This is a genomic window from Paeniglutamicibacter psychrophenolicus (assembly GCF_030812255.1).
Taxonomy (GTDB): Bacteria; Actinomycetota; Actinomycetes; order Actinomycetales; family Micrococcaceae; genus Paeniglutamicibacter; species Paeniglutamicibacter psychrophenolicus_A.
On record NZ_JAUSSH010000024.1, the window covers coordinates 1 to 26683 of the forward strand.

General features: G+C 66.9%; 23 protein-coding genes. 9 read left to right on the forward strand and 14 right to left on the reverse strand.

The window, feature by feature from the left end:
• Positions 1 to 112: 112 nt before the first annotated feature.
• Complete coding sequence (locus tag J2T21_RS20340; protein ID WP_307583968.1) at positions 113 to 1198, reverse strand: FUSC family protein; 1086 nt, start codon at positions 1196 to 1198, stop codon at positions 113 to 115.
• Positions 1199 to 1365: 167 nt separating this feature from the next.
• Between J2T21_RS20340 and tgt the strand changes: the two genes are divergently transcribed.
• Positions 1366 to 2667 carry a tRNA guanosine(34) transglycosylase Tgt gene (gene tgt, locus J2T21_RS20345; protein WP_307583969.1) on the forward strand — a complete coding sequence of 434 codons (1302 nt, stop codon included), beginning with the start codon at positions 1366 to 1368 and terminating at the stop codon, positions 2665 to 2667.
• Positions 2668 to 2683: 16 nt separating this feature from the next.
• On the opposite strand, the gene J2T21_RS20350 is transcribed toward tgt, so the two are convergent.
• The 4 genes from J2T21_RS20350 to J2T21_RS20365 form a co-directional block, all read right to left on the reverse strand.
• A complete protein-coding gene (locus J2T21_RS20350; RefSeq protein WP_307583971.1) occupies positions 2684 to 3274 on the reverse strand; it encodes a DUF4126 domain-containing protein in 591 nt (196 codons plus the stop codon).
• A gap of 66 nt (positions 3275 to 3340) precedes the next feature.
• Positions 3341 to 5014 (reverse strand): DUF6297 family protein, encoded by a 1674-nt coding sequence (locus J2T21_RS20355; protein ID WP_307583973.1) that lies wholly within the window; start codon positions 5012 to 5014, stop codon positions 3341 to 3343.
• A 7-nt stretch (positions 5015 to 5021) separates the two neighbouring features.
• Positions 5022 to 5714 carry an ABC transporter ATP-binding protein gene (locus J2T21_RS20360; protein WP_307583975.1) on the reverse strand — a complete coding sequence of 231 codons (693 nt, stop codon included), beginning with the start codon at positions 5712 to 5714 and terminating at the stop codon, positions 5022 to 5024.
• 163 nt (positions 5715 to 5877) lie between these two features.
• Positions 5878 to 6603, reverse strand: a complete 726-nt coding sequence (locus J2T21_RS20365) for a queuosine precursor transporter (protein WP_307583977.1) — start codon at positions 6601 to 6603, stop codon at positions 5878 to 5880.
• 292 nt (positions 6604 to 6895) lie between these two features.
• Here J2T21_RS20365 and J2T21_RS20370 point away from each other — a divergent pair, with 292 nt between their 5' ends.
• From J2T21_RS20370 to J2T21_RS20390, 5 genes are all read left to right on the forward strand, one after another.
• Positions 6896 to 7543, forward strand: coding sequence for a TetR/AcrR family transcriptional regulator (locus J2T21_RS20370; RefSeq protein ID WP_307583979.1), 648 nt, complete (start codon positions 6896 to 6898; stop codon positions 7541 to 7543).
• Positions 7544 to 7726: 183 nt separating this feature from the next.
• Positions 7727 to 8383 carry a hypothetical protein gene (locus J2T21_RS20375; protein ID WP_307583981.1) on the forward strand — a complete coding sequence of 219 codons (657 nt, stop codon included), beginning with the start codon at positions 7727 to 7729 and terminating at the stop codon, positions 8381 to 8383.
• Between the two features lie 93 nt (positions 8384 to 8476).
• Positions 8477 to 9301 carry a bifunctional hydroxymethylpyrimidine kinase/phosphomethylpyrimidine kinase gene (thiD, locus tag J2T21_RS20380; protein WP_307583983.1) on the forward strand — a complete coding sequence of 275 codons (825 nt, stop codon included), beginning with the start codon at positions 8477 to 8479 and terminating at the stop codon, positions 9299 to 9301.
• A 497-nt stretch (positions 9302 to 9798) separates the two neighbouring features.
• Positions 9799 to 13086 carry a S8 family peptidase gene (locus J2T21_RS20385; protein ID WP_307583985.1) on the forward strand — a complete coding sequence of 1096 codons (3288 nt, stop codon included), beginning with the start codon at positions 9799 to 9801 and terminating at the stop codon, positions 13084 to 13086.
• A gap of 141 nt (positions 13087 to 13227) precedes the next feature.
• The gene (locus J2T21_RS20390; protein ID WP_307583986.1) at positions 13228 to 14127 is read left to right on the forward strand and encodes a serine hydrolase domain-containing protein; all 900 of its coding nucleotides are present in this window, start codon (positions 13228 to 13230) and stop codon (positions 14125 to 14127) included.
• Positions 14128 to 14133: 6 nt separating this feature from the next.
• Here the strand turns inward: J2T21_RS20390 and J2T21_RS20395 are convergent, their stop codons facing one another.
• A complete protein-coding gene (locus tag J2T21_RS20395; RefSeq protein ID WP_307583987.1) occupies positions 14134 to 15144 on the reverse strand; it encodes a glycoside hydrolase family 3 N-terminal domain-containing protein in 1011 nt (336 codons plus the stop codon).
• 487 nt (positions 15145 to 15631) lie between these two features.
• On the opposite strand from J2T21_RS20395, the gene J2T21_RS20400 reads away from it, so the two are divergent.
• Positions 15632 to 16012: a hypothetical protein gene (locus J2T21_RS20400; RefSeq protein ID WP_307583989.1), complete on the forward strand. Its 381-nt coding sequence runs from the start codon at positions 15632 to 15634 to the stop codon at positions 16010 to 16012.
• Here the strand turns inward: J2T21_RS20400 and J2T21_RS20405 are convergent.
• The 8 genes from J2T21_RS20405 to J2T21_RS20440 form a co-directional block, all read right to left on the reverse strand.
• On the reverse strand, positions 16009 to 17283 hold the full coding sequence (locus tag J2T21_RS20405; protein ID WP_307583990.1) for a Y-family DNA polymerase: 1275 nt from the start codon (positions 17281 to 17283) through the stop codon (positions 16009 to 16011). The genes J2T21_RS20400 and J2T21_RS20405 overlap by 4 nt on opposite strands.
• A 387-nt stretch (positions 17284 to 17670) precedes the next feature.
• Positions 17671 to 18057, reverse strand: coding sequence for a LexA family protein (locus tag J2T21_RS20410; RefSeq protein ID WP_373458083.1), 387 nt, complete (start codon positions 18055 to 18057; stop codon positions 17671 to 17673).
• 108 nt (positions 18058 to 18165) lie between these two features.
• Entirely contained in the window at positions 18166 to 19059 is an 894-nt protein-coding gene (locus J2T21_RS20415) for a cytochrome c biogenesis CcdA family protein (RefSeq protein ID WP_307583992.1), read from the reverse strand.
• An 18-nt stretch (positions 19060 to 19077) separates the two neighbouring features.
• A complete protein-coding gene (locus tag J2T21_RS20420) occupies positions 19078 to 19821 on the reverse strand; it encodes a DsbA family protein (RefSeq protein WP_307583994.1) in 744 nt (247 codons plus the stop codon).
• 240 nt (positions 19822 to 20061) lie between these two features.
• The gene (locus tag J2T21_RS20425; RefSeq protein ID WP_307583995.1) at positions 20062 to 20883 is read right to left on the reverse strand and encodes a MerR family transcriptional regulator; all 822 of its coding nucleotides are present in this window, start codon (positions 20881 to 20883) and stop codon (positions 20062 to 20064) included.
• Between the two features lie 53 nt (positions 20884 to 20936).
• Positions 20937 to 22325 carry an SH3 domain-containing protein gene (locus J2T21_RS20430; protein WP_307583997.1) on the reverse strand — a complete coding sequence of 463 codons (1389 nt, stop codon included), beginning with the start codon at positions 22323 to 22325 and terminating at the stop codon, positions 20937 to 20939.
• 193 nt (positions 22326 to 22518) lie between these two features.
• Positions 22519 to 24108 carry a long-chain-fatty-acid--CoA ligase gene (locus J2T21_RS20435; RefSeq protein WP_307583998.1) on the reverse strand — a complete coding sequence of 530 codons (1590 nt, stop codon included), beginning with the start codon at positions 24106 to 24108 and terminating at the stop codon, positions 22519 to 22521.
• A 145-nt stretch (positions 24109 to 24253) separates the two neighbouring features.
• Complete coding sequence (locus J2T21_RS20440) at positions 24254 to 24766, reverse strand: nucleoside deaminase (RefSeq protein WP_307584000.1); 513 nt, start codon at positions 24764 to 24766, stop codon at positions 24254 to 24256.
• A gap of 113 nt (positions 24767 to 24879) precedes the next feature.
• On the opposite strand from J2T21_RS20440, the gene J2T21_RS20445 reads away from it, so the two are divergent.
• Both J2T21_RS20445 and J2T21_RS20450 read left to right on the forward strand, forming a co-directional pair.
• The gene (locus J2T21_RS20445; protein ID WP_307584002.1) at positions 24880 to 25509 is read left to right on the forward strand and encodes a uracil-DNA glycosylase; all 630 of its coding nucleotides are present in this window, start codon (positions 24880 to 24882) and stop codon (positions 25507 to 25509) included.
• Positions 25506 to 26360, forward strand: coding sequence for an NAD-dependent epimerase/dehydratase family protein (locus J2T21_RS20450; protein WP_307584004.1), 855 nt, complete (start codon positions 25506 to 25508; stop codon positions 26358 to 26360). The genes J2T21_RS20445 and J2T21_RS20450 overlap by 4 nt, the downstream gene beginning before the upstream one ends.
• The last annotated feature ends 323 nt before the right edge of the window (positions 26361 to 26683 follow it).

Here is a 26683-nt window from a genome sequence, read left to right on the forward strand (position 1 = left end):
TGATCGACCTCCACGCCAAAAACCACAGAAAGTAGCCAGACACCCGGAACCGAAAACGCCAGGATCCCCGACAATCCGGGGATCCTGGCGTTCTGTCTAACGTAACTTCAGGCTAGCCGGATGCCCGGTTGCCCGCGGTCAGCAGGCGGCGCCTGAACCAGGCTCCGCAGGCCGAGCCAAGCAGCACCACCAGCATCCCGACCAAAGCCCCGATAATGGTCTCGAGCATCCGGTCGTAGAGCAGCACGGTGTCCAGCCCCGTTCCGATGGAGACGCCCACCAGGGCCAGCGGGGTGACGAATACCTGGGCCAGGAAGTAGTTCCGGGCGATGAACATCTCGACCGCGAACTGCAGCAGCCCGATCATCGCCAGCAGCACCCACACGGGAGGCGCGAAGGCGATGACGGCAGCCATCAGCACCAGCCCGGTCAGGGTCCCAAGGATACGGTGGACGCCGCGGCGCACGCGGTGCCGGGTGGTGTGCCCCACCAGTGGGACCACCGCCGCCACCATCGCCCAGTAACTGTGCCCGGTGGACAGCGTCGGGGCCAGCAGGTTGGCGATGGAACCTGCCAGTCCCGCGGCGAGCAGGTACATCAACGCCTCGATCCAGATGGCCAGGCGCACCGGTTTCGAGAGCGGCGCCGGGGCCGTGTAGCTTCCCCACGACGCCCCCTTGACGAAGACGATCCCGGAGAAGCCCAGCACGATCGACAGCAGCACCGCAGCGGCGGCCGCTGCCATCGATTCGGCCGGCGGCGGCTGGTGCGGCATCGAGGCGATGGCGGCAAAGGCGAAGATGTGGAAGAGCGAGCCGCCGGGACGCAATTGCAGGTACCCGGTGACGACCGAACAGATCCCCGAAACCACGGTGGTGAGTCCCACGACCATCCAGGCGCTCGCCGCCGGGTCGTCGTGGTTGACCAGGTAGTGCGAGGCTAGTGCCCCGGCCAGGATCACCACCAGGAACAGGCCTCCGGCCTTGGCCTGGGCCGCCAGCCGGTTCGGGTAGCACGGCACCCTGCCGTAGACCCCGGTGAAGGCCCCGAAGATCACGAACACCATCAAATCCAGCCGGTCGATGGCCAGCAGGCCGAAGAGCGGCACGAAGATCCCCACGGCCGTGCGCAACGCGATCCACTGGTCGTTGTTCGCAGGGGCCAGCGTCAACAGGCTTCCGAACTTGTTGTTGCCCATGGTGTCCCTTGCTCGTTGCTTGTGGCCCCGAGCCGCTGCCCGCTGCGTGCCGAGATCGGCACCCACGGATTAACGCTACGCCTTGTCACGCGGCGCTGCCCGGTCCTATGAGCCATCCCACGCGGGGATTTTGCCGGGGCCACGGGTGGATGCGGCACACTGGATAGGTGCCCCACGAATCTTTTGACCCCACAGCGCCCCATCCCCGCCAGTCCGACTTTTCCTTTGACGTCGGCACCCGCCTAAGCAACCCTGACGGTTCGGTGTCCAACGGACGCACCGGCGTGATCAGCACCCCGCACGGGCAGATCAAGACCCCGGCGTTCATTGCCGTGGGCACCAAGGCCACCGTCAAAGCCATCCTGCCCGAAGCCGTGGAGCAGCTCGGGGCCCAGGCGGTGCTGGCCAATGCCTACCACCTGTACCTGCAGCCGGGCTCGGACGTCCTGGATGCCGCCGGCGGACTGGGCCGGTTCATGAACTGGTCCGGGCCCACCTTCACCGATTCGGGCGGATTCCAGGTCATGAGCCTGGGCTCGGGATTCAAGAAGGTCATCGACATGAAGTCGGTGGACCAGTCCGGCCCGGACGATGCGGTGGCACCGGGCAAGGAACGCCTGGCCAACGTGGACGACGACGGCGTCTGGTTCAAGAGCCACATCGACGGCACCAAGCACCGCTTCTCCCCCGAGATCTCCATGAGGGTCCAGCACGAGATCGGCGCGGACATCATGTTCGCCTTCGACGAGCTGACCACCCTGCAGAACTCCCGCGGCTACCAGGTCGAATCCCTGGAGCGCACCCGGCTGTGGGCCGAACGCTGCGTGGCCGAGCACTTCAACCTCACCGATGAGCGCGTCGGCAAGGAATACCAGGCGCTCTTCGGCGTCATCCAGGGCGCCCAGTACGAGGACCTGCGCCGCAAGGCCTGCCAGGACCTCGGAGCAATGGCCTTTGACGGATTTGGCATCGGAGGGGCGCTGGAGAAGGAAAACCTCGGCACCATCGTTGGCTGGTGCGCGGAGGAACTCCCGGAGAACAAGCCGCGCCACCTGCTGGGCATTTCCGAGCCCGATGACATCTTCACGGCCATCGAGAACGGCGCCGACACCTTCGACTGCGTCTCCCCCACCCGGGTGGCCCGCAACTCGGCGTTCTACACCCCGCATGGCCGATTCAACCTCTCGGGCACCCGGTACAAGCGGGACTTCACCCCGCTGTCCGAGGATTGCGACTGCTACACCTGCGAGCACTACACGCGCGCCTACATCCACCACCTGTTCAAGTCCAAGGAACTGGTCAGCCACACACTGATCTCCATCCACAACGAACGCTTCGTGGTGAAGATGGTCGACGACGCCCGCCTGGCCATCGAGGACGGCACCTTCTTCGAGCTCAAGGACAAGGTCATGTCCAGCTACTACGCCGGGGCCCCCGATCCGCAGGGCCTTGCAACCCTCGCCGTCTGACCTGCGGCGGCAGGTTCTAGGTTGCGGTTCCCGATCGCCGGGGCCGCAGCCTGCGCACGCCCACGAAGAGCAGCACCGCCAGGGCCACCGCGGCCACGAGCACCAGCACCGGAAGCACCACGGCCAGCAGGCTCAGGCCCAGCGCCGTCCCGTCTTCCGCGGTGCTCACCACCGGGGCGGCGACCCCCGCGGTGCCCAGGTTCAACAGCGGCCTGGCCCCGGATTTCAGCAGGTGGAAGACCAGGGCGATCCCCGCGCCGATGAGTAGCGGCACCCACGCGGCGGTGCCGAACGTGTTCCCGGGATCCGCCACCGCAACGGTCTGGGCACCCACTCCGGAGGCAAAGACGAGCCCTCCGGAAGCCGGGCGCACCACCGTTTGCAGCGCGTCGTTGACCGAGTCGATGACAGGGATCTTGTCGGCGACCACCTCGATGAGCAGCAGCACCGCAAGGATGCCCAGCGCCCAGCCGTTGGACAGCCAGCCCCAGCCCTCGGGCAGCGCCACCCACGAGGTGAAGCGGTTCAGCAGCCCCAGCACCAGCAGGGGGATGTAGGCGTTCAGGCCCGCGGCCGAACTCAGCCCGGCGGCCGTGAGTAGTTCCATGGCTTCAGCGTAATTGCCGCGGCGGTGCAATCACCGCATTGGTGCGGTGCAGCATTCAATTACGTGTTACAGCTGCGCTCGGTGGACGTTGGACGGGTTCGCGGTCGAGGTGCCCACACCCCAGGCCATGGCTGCCACCACCGCGCCAAGCAGCAGCAGCACCGATGGGATCGGCGCCAGCAGCAGGCCCGCAACCAGCGCGACGACCGACACTGCCATCACGTCGTACCCGTAGGTGAAGTGCAGGACCATGGGGCCGGCGGCCTGGCCCATGGCGGCCATGAGCATCACCGATCCCCAGTCGATTGCCGGCCGAAACGCCATGCGCACCGCACCCGCGGCAAGCCCCACACCGGCCATGGCACCCAGGCCGAGCAGCAGCGGGATTTCCCCCGCGTCGATGCCAACGGCCCACCCCAGGAATCCGGCAAGGCACACGCTCCACGGAACCAGCAGCAACGCCGCCACCAACGCGTGGGTTTGCCGCACGCCCACTCGGCCCAGCGGGATGATCGCATCCAGCGACGGCACGCCCGCTGCCTGCGCGGCAGCCTTGGATGCCGCCCGCGCAGCCAGCACCGAACCGACGAGCACCAAGACGGCCAGGACCAGCGGGCGCCCGCCGGGCACGGCGAAGACCCCGGCCGCCGGGACGCACCAGCCAACCAACATCCCCCGCCAGGACTTGCCGGTGCGCAGCAGCACCAGCAGCTCGGCGCGCACCAGCGCCGCATAGGGGCCGCGGACCCAGCGGGCCGGAAGCATGCGCGCGAAGGAATCCGATCCGCGGGCCCGGATCCGTTCCCGCCTGGCCCGCGTGCGCTTGCTTTCCCGGGCGCCAGCGGCATCCAGCGCGCTGCCCAGCGCCTTGTCATCCAGCAGCGCCAGCGCCGCTCCCGCGTGTTCGCTCGCTGCCCCGCTGGAAATCAATTCCCTGCTGGGAATACGTTGCAGCTGACCCGCCAGGGCGGCAAATCCTCCGGCGCAGAGCACCGCGAGGACCGCCGGAACCCACCAGGCCCCGGTCTGGGCCAGGACCGGCAGGGAGGATGGCAGCCACGCCCACAGCGACTCGAGGTTGCCCAGCCCGGTGATGCGCAGCAGCACATCGATCAGGTACGCCAGCAACACCCCGATGGCCGCGGCGTTCAGGAGTGCGCGGAAACGCCCTGCCGCCTGGCGGGTCTGGGACCATGCCGCCAGCAGCGAAAGCCCCACGAACAACAATCCCAGGGTCGCCGCACCCGCCAGCACCCCGGCGAACGATCCCCGGGCCAAGCCACCGAGCACGGTTCCGTAGCCGATGGGCAGCCACAGGAAGCCCCCATACAAAAACGTGCTCACCAGGCGTTGGCGCAGCAAGCGTGCCAGGAAGCCGGTGCGTGCCACCGGAAGGCTGAGCCACCAGAATCCCTGGGCCCGGTCCACCGCCGTGGGGCCAAGCTTGGAAATCAGCAGCAGGGCACCGAGCATTCCGAGCATCACCAGGGCGGAGGCCGCCGAGGAGCCGGGAACCACGCCGGCACCGGCGCGCACGATGCCCGACCCGGGGCCACCCCGGAGGTTGTCGAAGAAGGCCAGGGCAAGCCCGGCCGCATAGCCAAAGACGATGGCAGCGGCCAGCAGCGCGATGTAGACGTCGCCCATGCGTTCCCAGAAGTCCTCGCGCTTGACCCGTTTCTCGACCACGCGGTTTCGCGCCCACGGATCAAAGTCGACCGGCTCGTTGTCCCACAGCATCCTCGGATCAACCGTGCGCAATGGCCGCAGCCCCCTGGGTGACGCTGGCCGGGATGACCTGCCCGTCGGAAACCAGCAGCACGGAGTCCGCAACGGTCGCGAGGAAGACCGGATCGTGGGTGACGACCAACAGGGCGGTTCCCGCGGTTGCCAGTGAGCGCAGGCGTGTGGCCAGGGCCACCCGCATCACCGGGTCGAGCCGCTGTTCGGGTTCATCGAGGACCAGCAGGCTGCAGGGACGCAGCAGGGCGGCCGCCAGCAGCAGGCGGCGGCGCTGCCCAGAGGAAAGTCGGTGCGGGTAATCGGTGCGGGCCGCTTCCAGCTCGAAGAAGGCCAGCTCATGCTCGACGGCGACCTGCGGTTCGGGCATCCCGTGCCCGCCGGCGATGAGCTGGAGGTGTTCCTCGACGCTCAGCGAGGGGAAGAAGGCGTCCTCGTCGAAGACGACGGATACGGCCTTGCGGTAGATGAAGCTCGCGTCGTCGGTGAAGGAACCCAGGATCACAGATTCCCCCGCCACGGGTTCCTGGTAGCCGACAAGGGTGCGCAGCAGCGTGGACTTTCCGGCGGCGTTGAAGCCAACGATCCCCAGCGCTTGGCCCGGTTCCAGCAACAGGTCCAGCGGCCCGCATACGTCCTGGCCGCCGTAGCCGGCGACAAGTCCCGTGGCCCTGAGCAGTTCGCGGTTCATGGTGTCCATGGTTTTGACGTTACCAACCGGCACCGCCGGCGCACCTCAGCATTGCGGATGACTTCGATCCCCATGCAGATGAACCGGGGGGGTGGGAACAAGAAGGCGGTGGCCGGCTTCGCCAAGTGCAGACGAAGCCGGCCACCGCCCACGGAATGTTTCGCGGCTGACCCTAGGCGGCGGTGCCAGCAGCCTGCGGCCCGGGAGCGTAGCTGGGTTCGCGGCGCTTGAACCAGCGGATGACCAGCGTGGTCACCGGCACGAAGAGGAATTCCACGGCCGTCTTGTAGACGAAGCCGACCAGCACGTAGTTGATGAACGTGGGCATGTCGGTGATGCCGATGACGGTCGCGGCGATGGAACAGAAGATCAGGGTGTCGGCGAATTCGCCCACCCCGGTCGAGCCCATCAGTCGTCCCACCAGGCCGCGTTCGCCGAAGCGTTCCTTCATCTTCACCAGCACCCAGGAATTCAGGGTCTGCCCGACCAGGAAGCCGAGCAGCGAGGCCAGGACGATGAGCCAGACCGGCCCCAGGGTGCGTTCGAGGGCTTCCTGCCCGTCGTACCATTCGGCCGCGGGCAGGTGGATCATGATCCAGAAGCAGGCCGTGGAGAAGGCCGCCAGCGCGAAGGTGGTGATGATCGCCCGGCGGGCAACCTTGAAACCGTAGACCTCGGAGATCACGTCACCGAGGATGTAGGCCAGGGGGAAAAGGAAGAATCCACCGTCGGTGACGATGGAGCCGAAGGTGACGCCCTTGGCTGCACCTATGTTGGAGAGGATGACCACGACGGCCATCAGTGCGAGCACGGTGGAAAAGTAGGGGCTTCCCGCGGACGCGAAAACGGCGCGCGATGCCTGTGAACGTGTTGAAATGGAGGCGGCTTTTTCGCCCATGGTGGTTCCCAATCGAAGAAGTGGTTCGCCAAGCCGGTCCCGGGGCCTCGATTCCGGCTCCGCGCAAACGGGGACGGGGCGGTCGAGGCGGGTGGGACCGCTCGCTGTATTAGCACTTGAGGTTCAAGTATCCCATGCCGGCTTCCCAACCACTTTGCGGTTTCCCCCTCGCACAGCCCACTTCTCTCCGCGGCAATGGCCGTTCCGCCGCTTCCTGCCGGGAATTATTGATTTTTGAACATGTTCAAAATTGGTTATGATGGAGACCAGGCCAACAATGGAGGTAAGTGCCATGAGGACACCAGCCACCAAAAGCACCCAGACCCGCCAGCTGCTGCTGGACACGGCACTGGAGCTCTTCGCCACGAAGGGCTTCTCCGGGACAACGATGCGCGCGATTGCCGCGGAATCCGGGCTTTCGCTGGGCAACGCCTACTACTATTTCGAGTCCAAGGACGCCATCGTCCACGAGCTTTTCCGCAACCTGCTCGAAAGGCACCGGACCGCCACCTGGCCGCTGCTGGTGCCCGGAAACAACCTTGAGACCAACCTGCGCATTGCCCTTGACCAGGCGCTGGAAATCATGACGCCGTTCCACGAGTTCGGACCTGCATTTATCCGCACCGCATTTGCCGGCGCCCACACCGAGCTCGGCGACATCCACCGCGCCCTTGAATTCGGGTTGTGGCGCCAGGTCGTGGCCGCCAGCAGGCCGTTGCCCCCGCTGGCCATCCGCAACGACCTGCCGGTACTGCTGTGGTTGATACAGCGCGGGATCTTCCTCTTCTGGGCCTATGACTCCTCCCCCGGGGCTGCCCGCAGCCGCCGGCTCATCAAGAATGTCGCCCCCGTGACGGCCCGTCTCGTCGTGCTCTCCCGCATGCCGGTGGTCCGCAGCATTCTCGATGACGTGCTTTCGCTGGTTCGCACCGCGTCCTGAGCCGAGCAGGTCCCCGGATCCCGCGTATCGCGCTGTCTCCCAACTTGGAATCGGCCGCCGCAGGCGTAGAGTCGGTAATGAACCGTCAAAGGGACCCGAAGGCACACCGTCACCGGTGATCAGTCATGCATTTGCGCCCCGAAGAGGTTCTTCGTTGACCGTCCTTGGAACAGGAGCCGCCAGATGCCATTCAAACCTTCAAGCCTTCCGCGCTGGGTCCACGCCTTTGCCCTGCTGCGGGACCGCACCGTGACCCGTGAAGATTCCGGTCGGCTGCACAGCGTCGCCGAAGACGGCAGCAACTACGAAATCACCTGCGCCTGGCCTGGCACCGGCGGCATTGCCTCCCTGCTGGGCGACTTCGATGGTTCATCGCACCAAGGCCAAACACGACTGACGTTCCTGGGCACCCCGGACGAGTCCGCCGGCCGTGAGCTCGTTGGCCGGGGCTGGAGCCTCAGCGACCGGCGCGTGCTGCTTGCCGCGCTGGCCAACGATGTGGAACAAGTGGTCTCGCTGCCGGAAACGGCCACGCTGTTCGAAGCCCCGATGGCCGACTACGACGTGGTTGAAATCGCCGATTTCGACTCGACCGCGGGCCGCGGCCGGATCCGCTTTGGCGAGGACTTCGCACTGCTCGGCGACCCGAGCATCACCGCAACCTCGAACATCGAGCAGTTCCGCGCCGCGATCCTGGCCAACCTGGCCGCCGCTGCGGCACGCCAGGGCCTGCCGGTGCTGTTCATGGTCACCAGCGCCGACACCGCCACCGGAATACGCGCCGAACGCGCCGCCGGCTGGTCCAACGCAACCCAGCTGACCACTTTCACCCGGGCCTGATTCCCGGTCACCCGTTCCCGACCGGAATCGCCGGGCTGCCGAGCCGCTTCCGGGTGGAATCGGCGGGCAGGAAAACCACCCTAAAATGGATGCATGACTTCTGCCACCACCGGGACCCGTCCCGCCATCACCTTGACCATCGCCGGTTCCGAAGCAACCGGCGGAGCCGGCGCCCAGGCCGACCTGAAGACCTTCCAGGAACTGGGGACCTACGGCATCGTTGCCCTGACCTGCATCGTTTCCTTCGACCCGAAGGACAACTGGAACCACCGATTCGTCCCGGTTGAGCCGCAGGTCATTGCCGACCAGCTCGAAGCGGCCCAGACCTGCTATGCAGCGGACCTGAAGACCGTCAAGCTCGGCATGATGGGCTCCCCGGCCACCATCAACACCGTTGCCGCCGCGCTGAAGAACCAGGAATGGGACAACGTCGTCCTGGACCCGGTATTGATCTGCAAGGGCCAGGAACCGGGCCACGCCCTGGACACCGACGAAGCACTGAAGGCGAACCTGCTGCCGCTGGCCACCTTCGTCACCCCCAACCACTTCGAGGCCGAGTCGCTGTCCGGGATCAGCATCAACAACGTCGAGGACCTGGCCGAGGCCGCAAGGAAGATCCACGCACTTTCCGGCGCGGCCGTGCTGGCCAAGGGCGGGGTCCGCCTGGCCGGCACCGAGGCCGTGGACGTGTTCTACGACGGCGAAACCCTTGAGATCCTCTCGGCCCCGAAGGTCGGGGAAGTTGCCGTGTCGGGTGCCGGTTGCTCGCTGGCCGCCGCCATCACCGCCGAGCTGGCCAAGGGCGAGAGCCCGCTGCAGGCTGCACGCAACGCCAAGGCCTTTGTCACCGAGGGCATCAAGAACCGCGTGGCATCCACCGCCCCGTTCGACGCCCTGTGGCAAGGGGGAACACGGTAAGGCCGCCGCAACCCGAAGACCTTCCAGGCAAAACGCTGGTCCCATGCACGCATGGGACCAGCGTTTTTTGCGTTTCCCCCCCCAGAAACGCCGCCGCCTCGTCGGCGCGCGGACAAACAGGTTTGCGGCAGCGGCGTCCTTGCCCGATGCCAGCCGTCGCTTCCCCGTCCGTCCCGCGCCCGCGGTGCGGGCAGTGGTTCCTCCCCAAGAGGCCCACCGTCTGCCCAAAGGCTATCGGCGGCCTCCGACACTTTGCCGGGCACGGGTTCTGGCCTTCCCTCCAGCGTCCGCGGGCACGGAACCAAAACGGTTCCCCGGGTCCGGATCCCCCTCCCGATTCCGGCCAATTCCCCGCGACACTTTCCAAAGAATCTCAAACAACCCCTTGATATGTGCCGCGTCTCACATAGTATGTGGCGTGGGACGGTACCCACTATCCGCTCGCGGAAATCCGTCTCCATCACTCCCAGTCACTCCCACCGGATTCAAGGAGAACCATGTCCAACCCGCGTCGTCACAGACTTGCGCGGACGATCCTGGCGTCGGCCTCGGGGCTTGCCCTGGCCGTCACCATGTCTGTCCCTTCCCTTGCGGCACCGCCGACGATCGACCCGGCACCGGGTGCCGACTCACCGTCCCTCGGCGGGACTGCCCCCAAGGCGCTGAAAAACCTGAAGGTCTCCGGCCCGCTGGCCTCGGCCAAGGGCGATGTCTCCGTCTTCGTCCAGTTCGAAGGCGAAGGAGCCTTCGAAGCCACCCAGCCGGACAGCGCCAAGACGCCACGCGGCAAGTCGGTCAAGAACCCCGACAAGGTCAAGAAGATCCGCGACGGCATCAAGGCCAAGGGCAAGTCGGCCGCCAAGGCAGCCAAGGCCGAGGTCATCTACACGACCACCAACTCGCTGCCGGGCGTTGCCCTGCGCGGAGACGCCGACGCTTTGCGCGCACTGGCCTCGCGTCCCGACGTCAAGAAGATCACCGCGATCGTCCCCAAGACCCCCGAGAACAAGGGCTCGGACATCGACACCCGCGCCCTCGAGGCATGGAACACCCTGCAGGAAACCGGCGAGGGCATCACCATCGCCGTGCTGGACACCGGCATCGACTACACGCACGCCGGCTTCGGCGGCCCGGGCACCCTCGAGGCCTACGCAACCGCGCAGGCATCCAAGGACCTGCCGTCCAAGACCTCCGGGCTGTATGACCCCGAGAAGTTCATCGGCGGCTGGGACCTGGTGGGCGACGACTACAACGCGGATTCGAGCGCGCCGAACTACCAGCCGGTTCCCAAGCCGGACTCGAACCCGCTTGACTGCGCCTCGGCCGGACACGGCTCCCACGTCTCGGGCACCGCGGCCGGATACGGCGTGAAGGCCGACGGCACCACCTTCACCGGCGACTACACCAAGCTGACCGCCGACGAGGTGGGCTCCATGCTCATCGGCCCGGGCTCCGCCCCCGAGGCATCGCTGGTCGGCATCCGCGTCTTTGGCTGCGAGGGTTCCTCCTCCGTGGTCGGACAGGCACTGGACTACGTCCTGGACCCGAACAACGACGGCGATTTCTCGGACCGCGCCCAGATCGTGAACATGTCCCTGGGCTCGGACCACTCGCCGGTCGAAGACCCCGAGAACGACATCGTCAACACCCTCACCGGCCTGGGAATCCTCTCCGTGGTGGCCTCCGGCAACGCCGGGGACGTCACCGACGTCGGCGGCTCGCCGGGCAATGCCCGCTCCTCCTTGACCGTGGCCAACTCCGTGGGCACCAAGGTCACCCTCGACGGCATCAAGGTCAACGCACCGGCCGACGTCGCGGGAACCGCGGCAGGCCAGTACTCGGCCAACTTCAACTACACCACCGCCGACCCTGCCACGCTGACCGGGGATGTCGTCATGGCACCGGCGGCAAACGCCTTCGGTTGCGCCCCGTTTGAGCCCGGCTCGCTGGCCGGCAAGTGGGTCTGGCTGCAGTGGAGCGAGAACCTCGAGTTCCCCTGCGGCTCGGGCGCGCGCTTCAACAACGCCGAAGCCGCCGGCGCCACCGGCGTCATCTTGGACTCCGAGGTGGCGGTCTTCGAGGCCGGCATCGCCGGAAACGCCACGATTCCCGGCGCACAGTTCACCAAGGCCTTCTCGGACCAGTTGCGCCCCGCGGCCCAGGACGGCACGCTGAACGTCACCCTGGACCCGAAGCTGGTCGGCACCGCCTCGGCCGAGTCGGGAATCGGGAACACCCTGAACTCCTCGTCCTCGCGCGGCGTGCATGGCTCGGAGGGCATCGTCAAGCCGGACGTGGCCGCACCGGGCACACTCATCGGTTCGGTGGGCGTGGGCACGGGCAACGGCCCGGCCGTCATGTCCGGCACGTCCATGGCAACCCCGCACACCGCAGGCATTGCCGCACTGGTGGCAGGCAGCGGCAACTACACCGCATTGCAGGTCAAGTCCCTGGTGATGAACACCGCCACGGTGGACATCCTGGCCGCCAACGGCGAGGCCTACGGGCCAAACCGCGTGGGTTCCGGGCGCGTCATTGCCGATGCGGCGATCAATTCCCCTGCCTACGCCTTCGCCACCGCGGACCCGGAACTGGTCTCCGTGACCTTCGGCGTCATCGAGGTCAACAAGACCAAGTACAAGGCCGCCAAGTCCATCACCGTGGTCAACAAGTCCGACAAGACCCAGACCTACAAGGTGAAGTACCTGCCAGCCACGCAGATCCCGGGTGCGGGCTACTCGTTGGACAAGAAGACCGTGACGCTCGCGGCCGGGGCAAGCACCCAGATCAAGGTCACCCTTGACGTGGATGCCCGCAAGTACGCCAAGACCATCGATCCGACCATGGACCGCACGCAGCTTGGCCTGCCGCGCGCCTGGGTCGCCGATGTCTCCGGCCGCGTGGAGCTTTCCAGCTCCACCGCACCGACGCTCCGCGTTCCGGTCCAGGCGGCGCCGAAGCTGGTTGCCGACATGGGCGCCAAGAAGATCAAGCTCGACGCCGGCGCCACCTCCGGCACCGTCGATCTGGCTGGCAAGGACGTCCGGGCCGGTTCCGGCGACACCCAGGTGGTATCGCTGCTCTCCGCGTTCGAGCTCGGGGCTTCCTCGGGCAAGCTGCCCGGCAGCGCCGACGCGATCCCGGGCGCACGCTCCATGGACCTGCAGCACGTCGGTGCCTCCTCCACCGCCCCCACCACGGGCGCGGCCGACGGTCTGCTGAACTTCGGTGTGAGCACCTGGGGCAATTGGGCCCACCTGGCCGGAGCCACGGAGATCGACGTCGAAATCGACACCAACGGCGACGGGGCGGCGGACTTCGTCACCTTCAACAGCTACTTCGACGAGTTGGATGCCGACCTGGCCTCGACCTACGATCTGCGCACCGGTTCACAGGTTGACCTGCAGTTCCTCAACGGGCTGGGCGGGGATGTCGACACCAACACCTTCGACACCAACGTGGCATCCCTCCCGGTGTCGCTCGCGGCGCTGGGCCTGAGCGGTTCCAGTGCGCCGATCAGCTACCGCGTGAGCACGTACTCCGTGTACAACGCCGATGAATCCGGTGCCCTGGCCCCGGTGGATGAAACCGATTGGATCGCCTTCAATGCGATCGCCCCGGAATTGTCCTTCGTTGGCGGCGGAACCGCGTTCGCGGACCTGGACAAGGCCAAGCTGACCGCGACCATCGCCTCGGACGGCACCGACGCCAAGGCCCTGTTCCTGCACCTGCACAACGCCTCGGGCAACCGCGCCCAGGTAGTGGATGTGGAGGTGCGCAAGTAGCACTGCGGCCTGGTGCCGCAACAGGCACCGACGGCGCGGCCCGCCGGATGGAGGTGGAGTGGTTTCCACCGCGCATCCGGCGGGCCGCGCCGTTTCCGCATGCCGGCAGCCGGCGGGCTTAGGCTCGAAACCATGGATGGAATGTCGATCCCCGCTTCCCTGGCCCGGGTGCTGCCCCCGGGTGCAGCCGCCGCCTGCCGTGGAGGCGAGGTAGCCATGGAGGTTTTCGGTACGTCGGAGCCCCTGCCGGTCTTCAGCGTGACCAAGATGTTCATAGCCGCCGGCGTCCTGCGTGCCGTCGATGCGGGCCTCTTCACGCTCGCGGATCCGTTGGCTTCCCGGCTTCCCGGTGCCCCGGCCGGCCGCACAATTTCCCAGGTGCTCACGCACACCGCGGGGATGGGCAATTACGCCTCAAACCCCGGCTATCTGGCTGCCGTCCGGGACCGGCCGGCGGACCCGTGGTCGCTTCAGGACATTGCCGCCGCCGGCGCCCTGACCGCGCCCGGACCCTTCGCCTACAGCAACACCGGCTACTGGTACCTGGGCGCGTTGCTCGAGGAGGTCTCCGGGATGTCGCTGGGCCAGTACCTGCATCGGGAAATCTTCGAACCGGCGGACATGGCCTCGACCCGCTATCCGGATCCGGAAACCGCATTGACGGATTCGGGCTACTCGACGCTGTGGGCCGGGCCCGCCGGGGCCGCGTTCTCCACGCCGGCCGACCTGCTGCGCTTCGGCGACCTGGTGACGGAGCGCAGCCCGCTCTTCCCCTCGTCCCTGTCCCCCGCAATGCGTGCCGCGTTCATGGATTCGGTTCCCGTGGCTGCGCCCGCTCCGTGGCGTGCGCCGCGCTACGGGGCCGGGGTCATGATCGACACGGACCTGCAGCTGTGGGGGCACGGCGGCGCCGGGCCCGGGTACCGCGCCGCGGTCTTCACCTCCCGGGCGACCGGGATCGCGGCCGCGGCGATTGCCCCGGAATCCAGCGGGTTCAGCCCCGAGGAGGCCTTGGTCTCGCTGCTGGGACCCAAGGGCTGACTCCGCTCAGCGCCGTTCGTCCTTGACCCGCAGCACGTGCAGCGCCGCGGAGTCGATGAGCCGGGCGAAGGCGGGGTCCTTGCTGGCCTTGGCATACAGGGCGTTGGCAATCGCCGGCATCTTCGGCGCGTCCACGCAGAGCATCATGGTCCCGCCGGCCTCGAAGAAGCGCAGGGCCCGGGTGCCCAGGCCCCAGGGCGCCAGCTGCTCGGCGTCGCACATGTCGTCCGAGACGATGATGCCGTTGAACCCCAGGTCCTGACGGAGCATCGAACGCATGATGGTCGAGGAGAACGGGGCGATGTTCTTCGCGTCGATCCTGGAGTAGTAGGCGTTGGAAACCATGACCCAGTCGTCGCCCGCGGCAACGCCGTCGCTGAAGGGCTTGAGGTAGGCATCATGCCGGGTGGTCTTGGTGTCGGTGACGTTCCGGGAGATGTCGGTGTTCTTGGTGACGCGTCCGAGCCCCGGGAAGTGCTTGATGACCGGGTCCACGCCCGCGGCCAGCATACCGGAGGAGAAGGCCCGCGTTGCCGCCGAGACCTTGGCCGGGTCGTACCCGTATTCGCGCTTCCAGTAGCCGATGGGCGCATTCGATGCGGCGAAGGACGCCGAGGGGACGGTGTCGGCCACCGGGGCGAGGTTGACGTTGATTCCGGCCCTGGCCAGTTGCCTGCCCCAGACCTCGGCACGCTCGCTCAGCGTCGCGGTGGCCCAGCTGCCCTGGACCAGCGCCGTGGGCAGGGTGGAGAAGCCGCTGCCCTTCAGGACCTGGACGTAGCCACCCTCCTGGTCCGTGGCCACAAACGCGTCGACGTCGACCGACAACGACTTCGAGATGGTTGACTCGACCCGCTGGACCGCGCTGGCCGTGCCGGCAGTCCCGGCGCTGCTGCGGCCCTTCAGGAAGAAGTTCCCCAGCTCGTGGGTGGCAATGGTGGACCGGTCGGCAGCGCTGCTGCCCGTTGCCGGGATACCCACCATCAGGACCTGACCGATTCGTTCCTTCAGGCTCATGGCGGCCAGCGTCTTTTCGGCCGGGCTTGGCGGCGCGGTCGGGCCGGGACCCGAGCTGTGCGTCGGCGTTGCGCTGGGTTTGTGGCTCGGTGCCACCGACGGTGGCTGGCTTGCAGACGACTGGCCCGTGGACGGTGCCGAGGTAACCGACGGTGCAGGGGTGCTCGAGGTAGTTGCGCTTGGCGGCGAGGGCGCCGGGGTCGGGGCACAACCGGCCAGGACCATGCTGGACAGAACCAGCAGGGAAAGGACCACCCGATGCCCAAAATTCCTTGCTCGCGAATTGTTCATGGTCCACAGCCTCTCTTCTCCACCACACCCAGCGTGCCAGAGATTCGGGCGCCCGGAAGCCAATGGGACCAAAATCGTGACCTGTCTATCAGTTGCCCATCGTTGCGTGGCACGTAGGCCCGCACGGTCGCAGGAACTGCGGAACCTGTCGGCGGGCGCGCCTAAGCTGGGCACAGGACTATTGAAGGAGGATCCCATGGCATCGGAAGGTCCTTTTGACACCGAGTTGGTTCCCGAGGTCTGGACCATGCCGTCCCGCGGCATCGAGTGGTGCGACTGCGGGCGCCACCATGTGCTGGACCGGGGCATCGTGCTCGGTTTTGCCCAGGACCTGGTAGAAGACCCGGACTGGATGACGCACGACGAGGTCATCGACACCGCCATGGACCTGTGGAACTACGTGTCGGTTTGCGAGTTCTTCCTTCTGGCCATCCGGCGCTCGGCGAGCGCCGTGAACGGCGGGCCGGCACCAAGGTACAGCTTTGAACGCGGGCTGGAAATCGTGGCGTATTTTTCCAAGACCTGGCAGGGGTGCCCGGAGGAAATCTGTTCCCCGTCGCGCGACCGCGAGGACTAGGCCTTCACCACCGGGATGTCGGCCCAATCGGTGGTGAACCTGGGCGAGGAGTAGTCCCGCTTCATCGACCATCCCGGTTCCACGGCCAGTCCACCCGAGCCGAGCCCAATGGACTTGTTCCCGAATTTAGCCTTGACCGCGCCCAGCACGTCCCCGACGTGCGTTTCGGTCATTTCCTCTTCAAAGATCCCGAAGGCTGCCTGCCCGGGTTCCGGCTGCAAGCCGGAAAGCACGACCCCTCCGCGGACGTACGAGGCGCCGGGGTGCATGATTTCACGCATGGCCCCGACCGCCAGGCGGGTGAGCAGGATCGGGTCCTGGGTGGGCGAGGGCAATTTGAGCGTGATCGAGGGAAACGAGGCTTCCCCGGAGGCAAAGCGGCTGGTTCCCGCGGTGACGGTAAGCAGCGTGGCCCATAGTCCGTCCGATATCAGCCTGGCGGCCCCGCGCTGCGCATAGATGGACATGACCTCGACCATGTCCTCGATGGTTGTCACCGGGTTGGAGAAGGACCGCGAGTACATGATCTGTTGCTTGTCTGCGCGTTCCTCGTTGTGGGGAATGCACGGGGTCCCATTCAGCTCAAGGACCGTGCGCTGGAGCACCACGGAGAACTTCTTGCGGATGTCGGTCACGTCTGCCGCCTTGAGGTCGGCGATGGTGGAGATGCCCATGCCCGACAGCCTTGCTCCGGTGCGGGCCCCGACACCCCACAGGTCGGTGACGGGAACCCTGGACTGGATGTCCCCAACCACTTGCGGGTCCATGGAATCCAAGGAGCACACACCGTCCAGGTGCGCGTTGCGCTTGGCCACGTGGTTGGCGAACTTGGCCAGGGTCTTGGTCGGTGCCACCCCCACGCAGACCGGGACCCCGACACTGCGGCCGACCGCGGAACGGATGCGAGTGGCCAGTTCACCGAGTTGTCCGGGGTTGCCTTGGACGCCGATGAAGGACTCATCGATGGAGTAGACCTCCTGCCAGGTGCCAAAGCGCGAGAGCACCTCCATGACCCGGGCGCTCATATCCCCATAAAGTTCGTAGTTGCTCGAGCGCACGGCCATGCCGTGGCTTTGGATGAACTGCCTGACCTTGAAGAAGGGTGCGCCGGTGGTGATCCCCAGGTCCTTGGCCTCCTGCGAGCGCGCCACCACGCAGCCGTCGTTGTTGGACAGGACGACCACGGGCCTGCCGATGAGCTTCGGGTCGAAGACCCGCTCGCAGGACACGTAGAAGTTGTTCACGTCCACCAGCGCAATCCGCTCCGTCATGGCGTCTCCGGGCGGTGCAGCCGCATGCCGAAAGCCGGGGACTCGCCAAGGAACGCCACGGCCCCCTCGGAGAGCGGGGCTTCCCGGATGTCGTTTCGACAGGTGGGCAGAAGCGGGCGGCCATCGGCCGTTGGCTTGAACGGATTTTTCACGGCCACTCTTTTACATGCTTCTAAATTCTTAAAGTCATCTACATAGGAGTCGGGCCCCTCCGCCGTGGCTTCGATGACCATGCCACCGGCCAGGTATTTCCATGGAGGCCGCGTCCACCTACAAGTGCCTCTCTGGGCGAAGAGCGGGAGCCACGCTGTCCACAGGCACGAAAAGCAACCAAAAAATCTCGGGGTTCCCCCTTTCGCGGGGGAACGCTTCAAGGGGAATACACCGCTACACATGGTGCAGGCACCGGGTGACGACGCCCCAGATGGTGGTTTCCTCGGTGATCGCCTCGGCCCGCTCAACCGGTTGCTCGTCGCTGGACAGGACCATGGCGCCCCGGCGGGACACAAGCCGTCGGATGACCAGTTCCCCGTCCTGGACGGCGATAACCACCGAACCGTCGCGCGGGGCCACTGCGCGGTCCACGATGACCTCGTCGCCGTGGCTGATCCCGGATGATGCCATCGAGTTGCCCGAGACCCGCATGAGGAAGGTCGAGGTCCGGTCCCTGATGAGCAGGCGGTTCAAGTCGATTCCGCCGCCGTAGTAGTCCCGCGCCGGGGATGGGAAGCCCATGGCTTCGACCGCGCCGACCGGTCCCTGGGATTCCGGCATCGGGGCGGGTGGCTGCGGCAGGTCCATACCAAACATGAGCCCCCGGCTTTCATGGAACATAGATTCGATTCCAAGCCTACCAGCGGAGCCCACGGGTGCGGGATCCGGCTACCGTTTTTCGGAGACGTTCTCTTCCCGCGGCATCTGGCCGGATGCGGGGCACTCCGCTGCTGCTACCGGGGTCCTCCCCCCGGTGCGGCGCACGGCCGCGCGGAGCCACCAGGCCAGAAGCAAGGCACCGACCAAGGCGGTCCACGCCCATGATGGAACCACCGCATCCAGTTGCCGTCCCAGGTTTTCGACCGCAGCAACCACACGCGAGGGCAACAACTCAGGGACGGTCGCCATGCCGTTGGTGAAGATCATCAGCCACCCAACGGCCGCGGTGATCGCTCCCATCAGCAGCGAGGTCGTGTGCAGCCGCAACCTTCCCATCTTGAGCCGGCGGCCCCTCATCCAACCCACCGAGCGGTGGCCGAGCCTGCGGATCGCCATCGCGATGACCATGATCGGCAGGACCATCCCCACCCCGTAGAGCCCCAGCAGCGTCCCTCCGCGGGCCGGGCTCGCGGAGGTCAGCGCCAACGTGAGGATCGCGCCCAGCACCGGGCCGGTGCAGAACCCCGCCACCCCGGATACCGCGCCCAGGGCAAAGGTGCCGGCCAACGAACCGGCCACGGGCCGGGGCTTGCCCGGAAGGAACCGGGCGAAATCGATGCCGCCGCCAAATGCCGTCAACATGCCAAGGGCAATGAGCACCCACCCGGCGCCGGCGAGCAAGAGCCCGCGGTCCAGGACGATGGTTCCACCCAGCCACCCCAGTCCCAGTCCGAGCGGGACCAGGGTGAGAAGCAATCCGGCCAGGAAGACAGAGCCCAGGCTCAATAGCTTGGCCCGGGAGGTGGAGATGGTGGCAAAGAGCGCGGGCAGCAGCAATGCGTTGCAGGGGCTGAAGACCCCGAGCATTCCGCCGACCAGTGCGTATCCGAGCCCGATGTCCATCAGTTTCCCCCTCCGGCCTTAGCGGGCCAGTTCCTCGTCAATGGTTTGGACGAAGACTTCCAGCGGTTGGGCGCCGATCAGCGGGCGGCCATTGACGATGAAGGTCGGGGTTCCGGTGACTCCCAGGGCGCCGGCTTCGTCGTGGTTCTTCTGCACCAGGGCCGCGGTGTCGGCGTGCGCCGCGTCCGCGGTGAACTGCTTGGCGTCGACCCCGATGCGTTCGGCCAGTGCCGCGATGCCCCGGGCGGAGTAGTCGGCATCCTTGGCGGTGGCACCCTTGGCGAAGATCTCGTCGTGGAATTCCTGGTACCTGCCCTGCTTGCCGGCCGCAACGGCCAGCTCGGCGCTTTGCCGCGAGTTTTCGCCAAAGAACATGATGTCGCGGTACTCGATGCGCAGCTGTCCCCCGGCGACATAGCTGTCCAGGATGGTCGGCAACGATTCGGAGGCCCACTTGGCGCAGTAGCCGCATTGGTAGTCGGAATAGGTGACCATGACAACCGGCGCGTCGAGTTCGCCGACCGCGGTGGGGTCGTTGGCATCGCGCCGCTCCACGTTGATCCGTTGCGGGGATTCCGAGGGTGCTGCCTGGCTCGGGCCCGGGCTTTCCTGCGTCGCCGCGGCCGCCGGGGACGGGGCGGAATCAGCGGGTGCGGCAATTTGCAGGCCAATCACGATGCCCAATCCGAGGGCCACCGGAATCGGGAGAATCCAGAACCACGGCAGTTTCGCCTTGGTTGGTGTTGCAGGGGATTCCGTCATGTCCGGGACACCGGTTCCTTCCCGGTTGGGCCCTCGTACCCCCGTCGCGCTTCGGCGTCCCCACGGGGAGGGGAGGTCCAGTTGGCGCGGAGGCTGGGCGGGGGGTGTTTTCCTCCCTTGAACGTATCGAAGTGACGTGCACTTGGCGAATTGGAGTCGGGACACCGCCGCGGAGGCCGGCATATCTGCATGCGGCCCGCCGCGGCGGCTCCCCCTGCATCGAGCGGCCTTGGCCTGTTCCTACGCGTAGGGCCAGGCCACCGTCATATCCGCCGGCTCGTCGGCCCACGGCAACACATGCCAGATTTCGTGCGGTGGTCCCACCGCGGTGGCGCCAGCCTCCTCAACCCAGGTGCAGGTCTGGTCATAGGCCGCCAGGATCGCCGGGAAGGCCGTCTCGGCCCCGGAGACCCGGATGCTGGCGTAGCGGCCTCCGGCCAGCCGGTAGCTGCGCACCTGTGCGTCGTGGGTGCCGGCAGAGAGTCCGTCCACCGGAAGGCAAACTTCCAGCGGCCCGTCGGAGTCCGGGGTGATTTCCTGGTGGAAGATGCCAAACGGGTCGCCGGTGACGGCCAGCCCTTCGGCAGCGGCGAAGGCCTGCAGTCGTTCCAGGCTTTGCTTCATCCCGGTGTCAAGGCCGTCGACGAAGGTGTGCAGCATGATGGAGACCAGGTGTCGCTCTGGCTCCAGCACGGTATTGACGTTATCCATGTCCTGTCCCTTGAGGTGCGCCCGCACGGCGGCGAGCAGGGTGGAAGTCGATTCGGTGTTGTTCCGGACCGCGGATTCGTAGGCGGCCAGCTGCTCCAGCGCGCCTTCGGGGTCCGCCGGGCCAAGGTCCAGCAACCTGGAGATGTCCTCGAGCGGCATGGACGCCGCGCGCAACATCGCGATCATGCGGCCCCGGCTGCGTTGGCCCGGATCGTAATAGCGGTATCCGGTGAATCGGTCCACGGATACCGGCACCAGGAGCCCACGGTCGCCATAGAGCCGCAGGGCCTTGGGTGAGAGCATGGTCGCCTGGGCAAAGGCGCCAATGCTTAAGAGCTTTTCGTGGTTCATGGCCTCAGTCTTTTCCTTGGCCCTGGGTCAAGGTCAACCGCCATGGGCCATGGTTATTTGTTGGCCCGGGCAGAAGAGATTTCCGCGTGGATGTGGTCCATATGCAAGGTGGTCGCGTTCCATCCGCGCGAGGATTCCAGGTGCTTGCCCCACCCGCCGGTCGAGTACGGTCCCCACTGGCCGTCCTCGGCCAGCCAGAGCTTGTCCCGCCATATCAGGTAGCTGATCCCCAGCCGTTCGTGGTTTTCCACCAGGTACTCGGCGATCCGGTCCCCGGCCTTGATGCCGGCGGCCGAGGAATGGTCCTTGATCATGAAGTCCGCGGCCAGCCCCGAGCTGTGCCCGATGGATCCGGCGCGCGAGCCGCCGACGCCGCTGATGCCCGCACCGAAACGCTCCTGGACGTCCTGGATCATGGCCCGGGTCATCGGCTGCAGCGCCTGGGGCGCCCGGTATTCGACGCTGGTCAGCAGGGTGTTCTTGATCCAGCCCGTGCCCTTGGTGGTCTTGACCTGCGACCATCCGTCGGAGGTCTTCAGGTAGGCCATCTTTTCGTTTGCGGGCAGGATCCCCAGGGAGCTGAAGGAGGTCGAGGGGCCGGTGCGGACGTTTGCGGCGTAGGCGGTCCAGCGATACGAGGTGGAGTTGTTGTTCGGTTCGCTGGTGGCCAGCGACGAGCCCGGGATCCAGCCCTGGCCGGCCGGCGTATCGATGTACGACCAGTTTCCTGCGGTCTTGACCAGCCGTACCTTGGTACCGTCTGTTTGCACGGACAGGCGGCTGGAGGACAGCGAGGCCTTCGCGTACATCGGTTGCGTGCCGTCCACCCAGCGGTTGGCGCCGGTGACCGGATTGGAGTCGGGCACCTGGCCGGAAGCCTTCACCAGGTAGTGGGAACTCACCCATCCGGTCCGGGACCCGGCCTTCACCTCCCACCAGGCACCGCTGGCCTTGCCCGTGCGGGCGACCGCAGTGCCCCGCGCCAAGACAACCAGCGACTTGAAGTGGGTGCCGGGGTGTTGGCGCAGGTTCAGGTTCGCATTGGTTCGATATCCCGTTGCGGCCTGGGGCGCGGGGGCAGCGACGGTGCTCTTCGCCAGGTAGTGGGAGCTCACCCACCCGGTCCGCGAACCGGCCCGCATCTCCCACCAGGCGCCGCTGGACTTGCCCGTCCGGGTCACCACGGTGCCCTTCTTGAGCACGGCCAGCGAGTCGAAATGGGCGCCGGGGTTTTGCCGCAGGTTCAGGTTCGCGGTCGTTCGAATGATCGTGGTGGTTTGTGCGCGCGGCGCTACCGGCTTCTTCGCGACAACCAGATGCATCTGGGGCGACGTCGAGGGTGCCGGCGCCGCCATCACCGCGGGGGCCAGTGCTCCGACCGCCATCGTCGCACCGAACGTCGCCGCTGCAAGCCGCAGGGAAAGAAGTGGTTGTGTGCCCATGGTGCAGACTCCTTCAAAAGGGAATTGACCGTGAGGCATCAATCCCTGTGGATCGGTACGCGCTTGGGTACACCCTATGTGGCCAAAGTTGCTGATGTCACGGTTGGGACACGAGTGATCAATGAATGGTCGGTCGCCCCGGGGACTTTTCCCCGGGACGACCGACCGCCGAAACATGCCAGGCGCGGCGGCGCTAGGCCTGTTGCCGCAGCACGTTCTTTTGCACCTTTCCGGTGGAGGTCCGCGGCAGGTCCTGCGGGAAGTGGATGGTCTTGGGAACCTTGAAGCCCGCCAGCTGCGTGCGGGCGTGGGCCTGCAGCGCCGCCGCGTCGACCTGCGAGCCGCTGGCCCGGATCACGTATGCCACCGGGGTTTCGCCCCACTTCTCGTCCGGCACGCCGACCACGGCCACGTCAAGGACCTCCGGGTGGCTGGCGAATGCCTGCTCGACCTCGATGGTCGAGATGTTCTCCCCGCCTGAAATGATGATGTCCTTGGCGCGGTCCTTGAGCTGGATGTAGCCGTCGGGGTGCATCACGCCCAGGTCCCCGGTGTGGAACCAACCTCCGGCGAACGCCGCGTCGGTGGCTGCCTCGTCCCGGTAGTAGCCAATCATCACGTTGTTGCCGCGCAGCACGATTTCGCCCATGGTTTCCCCGTCGGCGGGCACGTCGTGCATTTCCGCATCCACGATGCGTGCCGTTTCCGCCTGGACCATGCCCACGCCCTGCCGCGAGACCCTTTCGGCCCTGGCCTCATCGTCCAGTTCGTCCCAGGCGTCCTGGTACTCGCAGATCGTGTATGGCCCGTAGACCTCGGTGAGGCCGTAGACGTGGACGACCTCGATGCCCAGCCTTTGCAGTTTCCGGATGATCGCCGGCGACGGAGGGGCCCCGGCGGTGGTGATCCTGATACCGCGCTCCAGCTCGTGGGCCCGGGTCGAGTCTGCGATGATCGAGCAGACCGTCGGGGCGCCGCACAGGTGCGTGACCCCGAGCTTGTCAATCGCGTCCCAGACCGGTTCCTCGCGGACCGCCCGCAGGCACAGGTGCGTGCCGCCGGCCGCGGTGACGGCCCAGGGGGTGCACCAACCGTTGCAATGGAACATTGGCAGGGTCCACAGGTAACGGGTGTGCGCGTCGAAGCCCTGGTGGAAGGCCTCCCCCATCGAGTTCAGGTAGCTCCCGCGGTGCGAATACAGCACGCCCTTGGGCTTGCCGGTGGTCCCCGAGGTGTAGTTCAGCGTAATCGGCGCCCGTTCGTCGGGGATCGCGAAGCCAAGATCCGCCCCGGCGCCGGCGGCCATGAACTCCGCGTACGTGCCATCCACCCGGACGTCTGGCCTGTCTCCGGTGAATTCGGCGTCCTGGATCTCGATGAGCGCCTCGAGGGTCGGGACCTCGGCGCGCAGCGCCGCGGCGGCGCCAAGGAGCTCCGAGTCGGCAAAGAGCAGCTTCGTGGCCGAGTGCTCCATGATGTAGCCGAGCTCGCGGGCCGCAAGCCGGGTGTTCAGGGCCACGAGCACGCCCCCGGCCAGCGGGACGGCATAGTGGGCGGTCAGCATTTCGGGGATGTTCGGCGCCAGCACCGCGACGCGGTCCCCGGGCTCGATGCGTGCGGCCAGGGCCTTGGCGAATTGCTGCACCTCCGCCCCGAATTGCGCATAGGTGTAGGTCCGCGCCCCGTGCACGATGGCTTCCTTGGTCGGATACACCTCCACGGAGCGCTGCAGGAATCGCAGTGGTGTCAGCTCCGAGTGGTTGGCCAGTGGTTGCACACCCATGTGCTCCTCATTCCGGTCGTCAGCTATGTTTCCGGCCACGGTCGCCAGGGCGACATGTGACGCGGGCTACCTTGCCCCGCACCAGACTAAGGCCTTGAAACCAAGTTTCACAATCCGGCATCGAGTTCCAGTTTCCGATTGGCACTCAGGCCCCCTCGGCAGAAGCCGTTCCGCGCTGGGATTCCTGGAACGACTGGAAATGCAGGTAGCGCAACCGCGGCACCAGTTCGTCGGCCGGCCCGTCCACTCGGATGCCGGGCACCACCAGGTTGATGGGCAGGGCTGCCACCGCCCCGGGAGCGGCACCCCACTCCCGGCGCCAGGAATCCAGCATGGCCGCCGAGGCGGCGAAGACGATTCGCCCCAGCCCGGCCCAGCCGTGGGCGCCGGCGCACATCGGGCAATGCTCCCCCGAGGTGTACACCGTGGACGCCGCCCGGCGCTCCGGCTCCAGGTTGCCCAGCGCCCACTGCGCAATGGCCAGCTCGGGATGCGCGGTGGAATCCCCTGCGGCCACGTGGTTGCGGCCCTCGTAAAGAACAGCCCCCTCCGCATCGACGAGTATCGAGCCGAAGGGCTCGTCGCCGGCTTCCAGGCCCTCTTCGGCCAGTTCAACACAGCGGGTCAAGTGGTCAATGTCCAAGCGAGTCAGTTCCATGGCCCCATCATGCGACATCGGCGTCGTTTTGCCCACAGGGGCCTGCCGTGTGGGCGCGGAATGCGCCAAAGCCATATTCGGCGTAGGCTCAACGGGAGGGCGAAAGGTGAATAATGAGCCAATCCGAGTACTTTGAAGAACAGCTGAGCAAGGTGGAGGACGATTCCGTCGCCGAGCTCACGGCATTATGTCGCAAGCTGCAAGACCAGCAGCCCGGTTCCCGGGTTCCGCTCATCGATCCGGTGCACGATGTCGATGAGGCTCGGGTCATTTCCCTGCAAATCGCGCCGGGCCCCGGAACGTCTTCGGGATTCCTGTCCTTGCGCAACGACGATCCCACCGCGGCACGGCTTGCTGCAGTCTATGAGGCTGCCGGGCTGGAGCCGCGTTTTGGCATCCCGTGGAATGTCTTTCCCTGGGAACTGCCCGACGGCGGCACCAAGCTGACCCCGGACCAGGTCAAGGCCGGCATCCGCCCGCTGAAGGAGCTCATGCGCATCGCGTACCGCACCTCGGCGATCGTGGCCCACGGAACCGAGGCCAAGCGCCTGGTGCAGGCCTGGATCAAGGCCGGCGGCCAGCAGGTCATCAACCAGCGCGGCATCAAGATCTATGAGGTGCGTTCCACCGCGGACCGCGCCTTCCTGGGCTCGGCCGAAAAGCAGCAGGCCTGGTTCGATGAAATGGTTGCCGCCTACACCGACGCCATGGCGCGGGCCGGATTGCGGCCAGCGGGCAAGTGAAGATCCTCGTTATCGGTGCCGGGGATCTCGGCACCGAGGCGGGGCTCCGCTTCATTGCGGCCGGCCACCGGGTCACCGCGTGGCGCCGCCGCCCCGAGCTCCTGCCTGCATCCTTCGGCACCCGCCGGGTCGACCTTGGCGATGCCGGCACCGAGCTGCCGACCATCGATGCCGACACGGACATCGTGGTTTTCACCCCCGCCGCGCCCGAGCGCAGCGAAGACGCCTACCGGCGCACCTATCTTTCGGCCGCGCGTCGAGTTTTCGACGCGCTGGCACGCGACGGCGTTGACCCGCAACGCTTCCTGCTGGTCTCCTCCACCGCGGTCTACGGCGACGCGGCCGGCGGCTGGGTCGACGAGGACACCCCGGCCTCCCCGCGCACCGCAACCGCGCGGATCCTGGCCCAAACCGAGGCGTTGGTGCGCGAGCGCGCCTCCGCGACCATCGTCCTGCGCCTGGCCGGCATCTACGGGCCAGGCCGCAACCACCTGATCACCCAGGTGCGCAACGGGGCAGCCCGCGCCCCGGGAAAAACCGTGTGGACCAACCGGATCCACCGCGATGATGCAGCCTCGGCCATCGTCCACCTGTGCAGCGCGGTGCCGGCACCGGATCCGCTGTACCTGGGTGTCGATCTCGAACCGGTGGACCTGGCCGAGGTGCAGCGCTTCATCGCCGCCTTGCTGGACGTGTCGGCACCCGGGCCCGGGGACGCCCCGGTGAACCGCGGGGGCGACAGGCGCCTGTCCAATGCGCGGCTGCTGGCCACGGGGTTCCGTTTCGCGTTCCCGACCTACCGCGAGGGCTATGCAAGCGTGCTGTCCGGCGAGGGTGCCCGGCACCCCTGAGGGTCACCGCCGCCCGGCCTCGGCCCAGTGTCCCGCCGGCAAAGACCAGCATCATCACGATGCAGGCGCCGAGTTGCAGCCCCCGGTAGTCGGCAGCGCTCTTTTTCAGGGCTTTGCACCGGGCGGCGGTCATCTCGCCGCGATCGTCACCCATTCCCGCATGGTTTCACGATTGGAGTGGCCTCCCTCCCGTGAAAAAGCCCCGGGGGGGGGGGGGGGGGCCGGGGGGGGGGGGGGGCCCCCCCGGGGGGGGGGGGGGGGGGGGGGGGGCCGGGGGCCGGGGGCGCACGACCGCTCGGCGCCCCCCCCCCCGGGGGGCCCCC